Origin of the sequence: Dietzia sp. HMSC21D01, assembly GCF_001815995.1 — a bacterium.
Classification (GTDB): Bacteria; Actinomycetota; Actinomycetes; order Mycobacteriales; family Mycobacteriaceae; genus Dietzia; species Dietzia cinnamea.
On the sequence record NZ_KV824079.1, the window covers coordinates 1 to 9,179 of the forward strand.

At 70.5% G+C, this 9,179-nt stretch carries 8 protein-coding genes and 1 pseudogene; 2 read left to right on the top strand and 7 right to left on the bottom strand.

Annotation, left to right across the window (positions count from 1 at the left end):
• The 4 genes and pseudogenes from HMPREF3086_RS19675 to HMPREF3086_RS15110 all read right to left on the bottom strand — a co-directional run.
• Positions 1-163 (bottom strand): annotated as a pseudogene (locus HMPREF3086_RS19675) (short-chain dehydrogenase); the annotation flags it as partial.
• Positions 163-1,236, bottom strand: coding sequence for a phosphotransferase family protein (locus tag HMPREF3086_RS15100; protein ID WP_070722716.1), 1,074 nt, complete (start codon positions 1,234-1,236; stop codon positions 163-165). The pseudogene HMPREF3086_RS19675 and the gene HMPREF3086_RS15100, both read right to left, overlap by 1 nt.
• Positions 1,237-1,319: 83 nt before the next feature.
• Positions 1,320-2,672: an MFS transporter gene (locus tag HMPREF3086_RS15105; protein WP_174705746.1), complete on the bottom strand. Its 1,353-nt coding sequence runs from the start codon at positions 2,670-2,672 to the stop codon at positions 1,320-1,322.
• 41 nt (positions 2,673-2,713) lie between these two features.
• Positions 2,714-4,381, bottom strand: a complete 1,668-nt coding sequence (locus HMPREF3086_RS15110; protein WP_070722718.1) for a class I adenylate-forming enzyme family protein — start codon at positions 4,379-4,381, stop codon at positions 2,714-2,716.
• 112 nt (positions 4,382-4,493) lie between these two features.
• On the opposite strand from HMPREF3086_RS15110, the gene HMPREF3086_RS15115 reads away from it, so the two are divergent.
• Entirely contained in the window at positions 4,494-5,120 is a 627-nt protein-coding gene (locus HMPREF3086_RS15115) for a TetR/AcrR family transcriptional regulator (RefSeq protein ID WP_070722721.1), read from the top strand.
• A gap of 10 nt (positions 5,121-5,130) precedes the next feature.
• Here HMPREF3086_RS15115 and HMPREF3086_RS15120 read toward each other — a convergent pair whose 3' ends face one another.
• Positions 5,131-5,865, bottom strand: a complete 735-nt coding sequence (locus HMPREF3086_RS15120) for a LysR family transcriptional regulator substrate-binding protein (protein ID WP_070722723.1) — start codon at positions 5,863-5,865, stop codon at positions 5,131-5,133.
• 34 nt (positions 5,866-5,899) lie between these two features.
• On the bottom strand, positions 5,900-7,204 hold the full coding sequence (gene glyA, locus HMPREF3086_RS15125; RefSeq protein WP_070722724.1) for a serine hydroxymethyltransferase: 1,305 nt from the start codon (positions 7,202-7,204) through the stop codon (positions 5,900-5,902).
• A gap of 134 nt (positions 7,205-7,338) precedes the next feature.
• Between glyA and coaA the strand changes: the two genes are divergently transcribed.
• Positions 7,339-8,271, top strand: a complete 933-nt coding sequence (gene coaA, locus HMPREF3086_RS15130) for a type I pantothenate kinase (protein ID WP_070722727.1) — start codon at positions 7,339-7,341, stop codon at positions 8,269-8,271.
• A gap of 32 nt (positions 8,272-8,303) precedes the next feature.
• Here the strand turns inward: coaA and HMPREF3086_RS15135 are convergent.
• The coding region (locus tag HMPREF3086_RS15135; RefSeq protein ID WP_070722729.1) for a tocopherol cyclase family protein at positions 8,304-9,179 on the bottom strand (876 nt) is incomplete at its 5' end.

Sequence of the window (9,179 nt, forward strand, 5' to 3'; positions counted from 1 at the left end):
CCGAGGACAGCGCGCGGGCGAATCCCGCCCCGAGGCCGGAGGACGCGCCGGTGATCACGGCGACGCGGCCGTCCAGCCGGAAGCGGTCGAGAACGGGCGCCGCCGACTGAGGTCCCGTGCGCGGATCGACGGGCGACGGCGCGGCGGTGGTGGCGTCGGTCATCACTTGGTCCCCTTCCGGGAGTCGAGGATCGAGTGGCCGTGGTCGACCAGCTCGCGGATCTGCGGGCCGATGTCTCCGAAGTCCTGCCCGGCCATGTCGCCGGCCTCGGAGCGGGTGGCCACGCCCTGGGCGATGGCGGCGAACTTGAACGTGGCGAACGCCAGGTACCAGGGCATGTGGGACGGGTCCGTGCCGGTGGCGTCGCAGTACCGGTCGAGGAGGCGCTGCGGCCCCGGCCACCCGGGTTCGGTGGTGACGGTGGGGATGAGCGGCACCGTCGGCCCGTCGGGATCGCCCCAGTACAGGACGGTCTGTGCCAGGTCGGCGACGGGGTCACCGAGCGTGGACAGCTCCCAGTCGAGGATCGCCTTGATGCGCCCCGGGTCGTCGGGGTCGACGACGTAGTTGTCCAGTCGGTAGTCACCGTGGATGATCCGCGACGACGGAGAGGTGGGCATGCTCTCGCCGAGACGCGCCGCCAGGTCGGGCAGGCGCTCGGCCCGGACAGAGGCACTGGACTTCTCCGACTGGCCCAGCCAGCGTCGGAGTTGTCGCTCCAGATAGCCCTCCGGGCGTCCGAGATCGGACAGGCCCACGGCGTCCTGGTCCACGGCATGGAGCGCGACCAGGGCGTCGATCTGGGCGTCGGCCATGGCCGCCTTGTCGTCGTCGGACTCGGCGAAGCCCGGCGGTAGCACGTCACGGATGACGTGGCCGACCACCTTCTCCATCACGTAGTACGGCACGCCCAGGTCCTCACCGGTGGTCTCGTTGAGCACCACCTTCGCGACCGGCACGTCCGTGTCCGCGAGCCCGAGCTGGATGCGCGCCTCCCGGCCCATGTCGTGGGCGCTCGGCAGGAGCTTCCCCGTGGGTGGCCGCCGCAGGATGAGCTCACCGGCGTCCGAGCGGAGCGTGAACGTGAGGTTCGACTTGCCGCCGGCGATGAGCTCGGCGTCGAAATCGGTCCACGCCCGGTCGCCGGTGGCCTCGGCGATCTTCGGACCCACGATGTCGGGGCGGAGCAGCTGGTCGAGCGACAGGCCCGTGGCCTCTGACGATGATGGGGTCATGGAGTTCGATCCTCGCTGTTGATGGGCGGCCGGGTGAACGGTTCGGAGCAGACCTGGGGGCTGCGTGGGTCGGAGGCGCCGTGTCAGTGCTCGCCGACCCGGTGCAGGTCGTGACCCCGGGTCTCCTTCATGAAGGCGGTCGCGACCATGGTGCAGACGCACAGGAAGATGATGTACGCGCTGATCATCCAGTACAGGTCCCACTCGATGAACTGGGCGTTGAGGTACGGGGCGCTGCCGCCGAACACGGCGACCGAGAGCGAGTAGGCGAACCCGATGCCGGCGGTGCGCATCTTGGTGGGGAACGCCTCGGACATGAACGAGGACAGGATCGACCCGGCGGCGGCGACGAGCGTCATCGCGATGAGCGAGGCGACGAACAGCGTCCACGGGCGCTCGTCGATCATCCCCATCAGCACCGGCGTGGTGATGATGGTGCCGACACCGAAGATGAAGATCACCGGGCGGCGGCCGATGTGGTCCGAGAGCAGACCCCACAGCGGCAGGGTGCCCAGCGCGATGAGCTGGCTGGCGAAGATCATCCAGAACGCGGACTCGGAGTCCATGTCGCGCTGCGTGATGGCGAACGTCGACGCGTAGGAGCTCCACGTGTAGTGCGCGACCGTGATGCCGGAGACCATGGCCACGACGAGGGCGATCGCGCCGGCCAGCTTGCGCCGCGAGAACGTGACCGCGGTTCCGGACGCCTCGGCCTCGGCCGCGGCCTTGTCGAAGACGTCGGATTCCTCCATGCCGCGACGCAGGTAGAGCACGAACAGGGCGAACACGGCGCCGAGCAGGAACGGCACGCGCCAGCCCCACTCGCCCACGGCGCTCTCCGACAGCACGGCGGTGATGCCGCCGCCGATGCCGTAGGCGATCACGGTGCCGCCCATGATGGCGACAAAGACGAGGCTGCCCCACATGCCGCGACGGTGCGGGGGCGCGATCTCGGCGACGTAGCTGTAGGCGGTCGCCGACTCGCCGCCGTGCGCGAAGCCCTGGACCATGCGGCACAGCAGCAGCAGGCCGGAGGCGACGATCCCGAGTGCTCCGTAGGTCGGCAGCAGGCCGATGAGCAGACTCGCGCCGGCCATCATGAGCATGGTGGTGATGAGGACGAACTTGCGGCCCTTCACGTCGGCGATCCGGCCGAAGACGATCCCGCCGAGGGGGCGCATGAGGAAGCCGACCGCGAAGACGGCGAGGGTGGCCAGCAGCGCGGACACCGGGTTGTCGTTGTTGAACATCGCTGCGGCGATGTAGGGCGCGAAGACCGCGTAGGCGGTCCACTCGTACCACTCGAACAGCTGCCCGGTGGTGCTGGCGGCCAGGGACCGGATGCTGCTGCGGTTTCCCCGTGCCGTCTGCACGGGTGGTGCGGCGTCGGCGGTAATGGCTCCGTTGTCGCCGGGGTTCAGGGTGGCCTCGGCCATCTCAGTGTCCTTCGGTGTGAGGGGAAGTTCGGGGCGCGTGGTCAGGGCTGGTCGGGGGCATGCGCGTCTCGGAGCTCGCGACGGCGGATCTTGCCGGTCTGGGTCTTGGGAAGTTCGGGGACGAGGTGGATCTCGGCCGGTCGCTTGTAGGCGGCGAGCCGGGCGGCGGCGAACGCGATCAGCTCGTCCTCCGTGGCGGTACCGCCGGCCTTGAGCGAGACGAACGCGACGACCTTCTCCCCGCGGTACTCGTCGGGCAGGCCGACGACGGCGGCCTCGAACACGGCGTCGTGTTCGTAGAGGGCGTCCTCGACCTCGCGCGGCCAGACCTTGTAGCCGGAGGCGTTGATCTGGTCCTTTAGCCGGTCGACGAGGTAGACCCAGCCGGCCGCGTCCATGACGGCGACGTCACCGGTGTGCAGACGCCCGCCGGGCATGGTCGACTCGGTCGCGGCCTCGTTGCGCCAGTAGCCCGAGACGATCTGAGGCCCGGACAGCACGAGTTCGCCCTGCTCGCCGGGCGCGACGGGGGTGTCGTCCGCGTCGACGACCTGGGCATCGATCCCTGGCAACGGCACGCCGATGGACAGGGTGCCGCTGGCGGCGTCGACCGGCGCCCGCAGGCCCGGCGGCACGGCGATCACGCCGGAGGTCGTCTCCGTCATGCCGTAGCCGTTGTGGATGTAGTGCCCGAACCGCTCGGCGAACCGCTCGACCGTCGACGGCGGGATGGGGGCACCACCGCTGTAGAGGGTCTTGACCGCGGCGAAGTGCTCCGGCCCCGCATCCTCCAGGCGCATGAGCGCGTTATACGCGGTGATCGAACCGATCGTGAACGTGACGCCGTGCTCACGGAAAGCATCGAGCACGACCTCCGGCCGGAACCGGCCCGCGAAGACGAGCGTCGCGTCGCCGATGAGGGCGAGCGTGGCGTTGGCGACGGCGCCGGTGATGTGGAAAAGCGGAGCGATGGCCAGGACGACGTCCCCCGGCGCCACATCGACGAAGTCCGCGAGACTCCGGGCGACCGCGACGACGTTGCCGTGCGAGTTCATGGCCCCCTTCGGCGGCCCGGTCGTGCCCGACGTGTAGGTGAGCAGCGCCAGATCGTCCGCCGTGACCGTGACCTGCTCCGGCGTGCGACCCTCGAACCGGCGGATGAGCTCGACGAGGTCCCCGTCCGCGGAGGGCTCCGCCGGCTGCTCGTCACCGAACGCGCGGGGATCGTTCCGCGTCTGCAGATCCCGCTCGCTGGTGCTGACGACCCAGGCCACGTCCGTACCGCTGACGGCGTCCCGGATGGCGGGCACGTCCCTGTCGGTGGCGATGATCCCGACGGCACCGGAGTCGGCGACCGGGAGTAGGAGCTCGCGTCCGAAGTACATCGGGTTGAGCACCACGGCCGCGGCGCCGATCTTCCACAGCGCGAGCATCGCCAGCGCGTACTGGGGGATGTTCTGCAGGTGGATGCCCACCCGGTCGCCCGGCGCCACGCCGCGGGCCTGGAGCGCGGTGGCGAGCGCGTCGGACATCTGGTCGACCTCGGTCGCGGACAGCTCGGTGTCGAAGTAGGCGATCGCCACCCGATCCGGCGCCGCAGTGACGCGCTGGCGCCACGCCTCGACCAGGCTCGATCGTCGCGCCACCGCACCCTCGTCCAGCCCTGGACGGTACAGCTCCCGCCATGGTCGCAGGTCGCTCTGACTCATCTCGCTCCTCCCGTCACCGCCGGATCCGGCGTAGCCGACCGAGCGATCGCTCGGTGTGCCATAGTGTTGCTTACACCACATTGGGTGTCAAGCGGAGGGCGGTTATAGGGTCATGGAAATGAGCGAGGAGATCGCGACCACGGCGGATTGGCGCGAGTTCGGAGACGACGCGCTCTCCCCTCCCCTACGCGCGGCGCTGGGCGTGTTCGCGCGCCACGGCTACCACGGAGCTTCTATCCGGATGATCGCCGAGGCCGCCGGCCTGTCGGTGCCCGGCCTGTACCACCACTACCGCTCCAAGCAGGCGATCCTCGCCGCCCTGGTCGACACCGCGATGGCCGAGATGCTCGCCAACACCGCCGCTGCCGCCGACGACGCCGGCGACGATCCGGTGACCCGCTTCGAGAACGTGGTGGAATGTCTCGCCCGCTTCCACATGGCCCGGCGCGACCAGGCGTTCGTCGCCTCCACCGAGATGCGCAGCATGGAGCCGGAGGTGCGCGCCCATCACGTCGGCCAACGCGACGCCCAGCAGAAGATGATCGAGGACGCCATTCGCGCGGGCGTCGAGTCCGGCGACTTCGCCTGCGAGTTCCCCGAGGACGCGGCGCGAGCGATCGCGTCACTGTGCGTCTCCATCGCGAACTGGTACCGACCCGACGGCCCGCTGAGCGCTGATGACGTCGTGTGTCGCCACGTCGAGTTCGCCCGCCGGATGGTCGGGGCGACCGCCCACTGACCAGCGGCGGTCAGCGCCTCCGCTTACCCCTCGCCGGGGACATGCCCCGCTCCGCCGGCCGCGTCCCGCGCTCGGCGCGCGCCCGCGCCTTCGCCGCCGTTTTCTCGCGGGCCGTGCGCTTCTCGCGCGGTGGCTCCCCCGCACCCCGCGACGTCGATGCCGTTCGGCCCCGCACGATCCCGACGAACTCGTCGATGAGCTCGTCGCCCTCCCTGGCGGGCGACCACGCCACTCCCGTGCGGGTGGTCGGGACACCCTCCAGCGGCCGGGCCACCACGTCCCGACGACTCAGCGAACGTGCGTACGGCAGCGGTAGCGCGAGCAGCCCGATTCCGGCCGCGACCAGGTCGACGGCGGCGGACACCTCCTCCGGCGTCGCCGTGACCGCGTCGACCGGATCGAGCCATCGCTCGGCCTCGAGGTCCTCAGCGCTCAGCGTGTCGAACGCCCCGAGCTCGTGATCTTTCCCGGCGAGCACGGCCATGGTCTCGGTGTACAGGGGGATCCGCAGGAGTCCAGGCGGCGCCGACCGCGGCGCATCGTCGGCCTCGCGGAGGAAGATCACGTCGAAGCCGTCGTCGCCGGCGGACCGTGCCAGGTCCGGGCGCGGGTCCCCCACTCGTCGTGCCGTGATCGGCACTCCGGGGTTGCGCTCGCGCCACCGGGTGAGCCACTTGTCGGGCTGCACGCCGGGAACGTATCCCACGCGCAGGCGGGGGCCGATGCCCGCGCTCTCGTCGGTCATCGACCCCCGCCTGTCGTCGTGTGTCTCGGAGTCCTCAGCCCAGGATCGTCCAGTCCTCGAGGCCCTCGTAGAGGGGCTTGGACCTGGCCAACGCCGTGACGCGCTCGCGCAGGGCGGCGACGTCGGCGTTCTTACCCGCGGCGAGGGCGGCGCCGATGATGTCGGCGACCTCGCGGAAGTCGTCCGCGGTGAAGCCGCGCGTCGCCAGGGCGGGCGTGCCGATCCGCAGGCCGGAGGTGACCATCGGCGGCCGGGGGTCGAACGGCACGGCGTTACGGTTCACGGTGATGCCGACCTCGTGCAGCAGGTCCTCGGCCTGCTGACCGTCCAGCTCCGAGTCACGCAGGTCGACCAGCACCAGGTGGACGTCGGTCCCCCCGGTGAGGACGGAGACACCGGCGTTCTTGCAGTCCTCGGCGGTGAGCCTCTCGGCGAGGATCTTCGCGCCCTCCAGGGTGCGCTGCTGCCGCTCACGGAACTGCTCGGTCCCGGCGATCTTCATGGCCGTGGCCTTGGCGGCGATCGCGTGCATGAGCGGCCCGCCCTGCTGGCCGGGGAACACCGTCGAGTTGAGCTTCTTGAACAGCTCGAGGTCGTTGGTGAGGATCATGCCGGAGCGCGGCCCGCCGAGCGTCTTGTGCACGGTCGTGGAGACGACGTCTGCGTGCGGGACGGGGCTCGGGTGCAGGCCCGCGGCAACCAGGCCGGCGAAGTGCGCCATGTCCACCCACAGCTTGGCGCCGACCTCGTCGGCGATCTCGCGGAACTTCGCGAAGTCCAGCGTCCGGGGGTAGGCCGACCAGCCGGCGATGATGACGTCGGGCTTCTCCGCCAGAGCCATCTCACGGACGGCGTCCATGTCGACGAGCATCGTCTCGGCGTCGACCTCGTAGGCGGCGACCTCGTACAGCTGGCCGGAGAAGTTGAGCTTCATGCCGTGCGTGAGGTGCCCACCGTGGGCCAGGGACAGCCCCATGATCTTGGAGCCCGGCGCGGCGAGCGCCATGAGCACGGCGGCGTTGGCCTGGGCCCCGGCGTGCGGCTGGACGTTGGCGTACTTGGCGCCGAAGACCTCCTTGGCGCGGTCGCGCGCCAGGTTCTCGATGACGTCCACGTGCTCGCACCCGCCGTAGTAGCGGCGTCCCGGGTAGCCCTCGGCGTACTTGTTGGTCAGGACCGACCCCTGCGCCTGCAGCACCGAGCGCGGCACGAAGTTCTCCGACGCGATCATCTCGAGCGTGTCCCGCTGACGGGCCAGCTCGCCGGCCATCGCCTCGGCGACCTCCGGATCCAGTTCGGACAGGGAGGCGGAGAACACGTCGGTGTTCGGGTCGGTCATCGTTGCTCCTCGCGCGTGGGCTTCTCGCTTCGTACGAATCGTGTGGGCCACGGCTCGTCTCGTCGTCGTCGTCAGTCTAGTGCCACGCACCCTGACACCCTCTCCCCCGTGGCCACCTGCCACAATCGGAACCCGTGAGCAGACATGCCGGCGACTACACGCCGTACGTGGAGTTCGACCGCCGTAGCTGGCGGCGGCTGCGGCGTGCGATGCCCATGGTCCTCACCGAGCAGGATCTCGAAGGGCTTCGCGGCCTCGGCGAGCACCTCGACCTGGACGAGATCGCGGAGATCTACCTCCCGCTCAGCCGCCTCATCCACCTGCAGGTCTCCGCACGTCAGCGGCTGTTCCAGTCCACCAACCTGTTCCTCGGCGAGACCGTCGACGCACCGATGCCGTTCGTGATCGGTGTCGCCGGCTCGGTCGCGGTGGGCAAGTCCACCTCCGCCCGTGTGCTGCGCGCGCTGCTCACCCGCTGGGACTCCCACCCCCGGGTGGACCTGGTGACAACCGACGGGTTCCTCTACCCCAATCGTGAGCTCCAGCGCCGTGGGCTCATGCACCGCAAGGGGTACCCGGAGTCGTACGACCGCCGCGCGCTGCTGCGTTTCGTCACCGAGGTCAAGTCCGGTGCGCCCCTGGTCCGCGCGCCGGTCTACTCACACACCAAGTACGACATCGTGCCGGGTGAGCACATAGAGGTGCAGCGGCCGGACATCCTCATCGTCGAAGGCCTCAACGTCCTGCAGACCGGCCCGCGGCTCATGGTCTCGGACCTGTTCGACTTCTCGCTCTACGTGGACGCGCGGATCGAGGACATCGAGCAGTGGTACATCGAGCGGTTCCTCGAACTGCGCAGCACGTCGTTCTCCAACCCGGGCTCGCACTTCGCGCACTACGCCGACCTGTCCGACAACGCGGCGCGCCTGGCCGCGCGTGAGATCTGGAACTCGATCAACCGGCCGAACCTCGTGGAGAACATCCTCCCCACCCGACCGCGCGCCACGCTGGTGCTGCGCAAGAACTCGGATCACTCCATCCAGCGGCTGCGCCTGCGCAAGATCTGAACACGCGCCTCCGCGCGATCCCCGCACCCCGCCTACACCGGCGGCGCGCCCGTCTCCCCCTCCGGCACACCGCGCCTCCGCAGCTCGGCCTCGGCCCGGTCGAGACCTCCGTGTTCGAGCGCGGCCAGCCAGCTGCGATCCGACCACACCAGCCGCCCTCGCCGTCGTACCTCCACCTCGAGCTCCCCGGTCAGGTGCTCGATCGACCCCGCGGAGTTGCGGTTCTCCGACGGCAGCGGCACGGGCAGGACGTGCGCGCGGTCGAGCGGCGAGCGGCCGCTGACGCGGATGTCCCAGCCGTAGCCGCGTCCCTCGAGCTCCCACCTCTCGTCGGTGACGTCGGCACGTACGGGCGAGACCACGGGGTTGCCGAGCCGCACGACGCGCCCGCCCGGGAGCCGCACGACGAGCGCGGTGACCTCGGTGCGCAGCGGGCCGGAGTGGATCTGACCGCCGGCGAACGCGACGCAGGTGTCGGGCTCGGAGAACGCCTGCGCCTGCCCCCACCACCAGGAGTCGGGGAAGCCCTCCGCGCCCCAGTTCTTCTCGCCGTACACCTCGGCGTCGTCGAAGTCCCAGCGCCGGCCGTCGAGCTCGGCCCATCCGCTGGCGCGCCCGCCGAGCAGCCAGGGGTGCCAGTACTGGTTGAGCGCGGGAACCGACTGGAAGATGCTCGACCCGCCGACGGCGCGATGCGGCCACTCCACGGGGTCGGTGATGTCCACGTGGAGCCGCGCGCCCTCCCCCATGTCCACGCGGATGCCGTCGCGTCGGTACTCGAACTGGCCTCCGGACCGGGCGCCGATGCGCGCCGGGGCGGCCCACCCGTGCGGCGCGGCGGCGAGGCGGAGCGTGGAAACCGCCGCGGAGGACGACGGCGAGGGGTCCCCGTCACCGGGCCGGCGGGG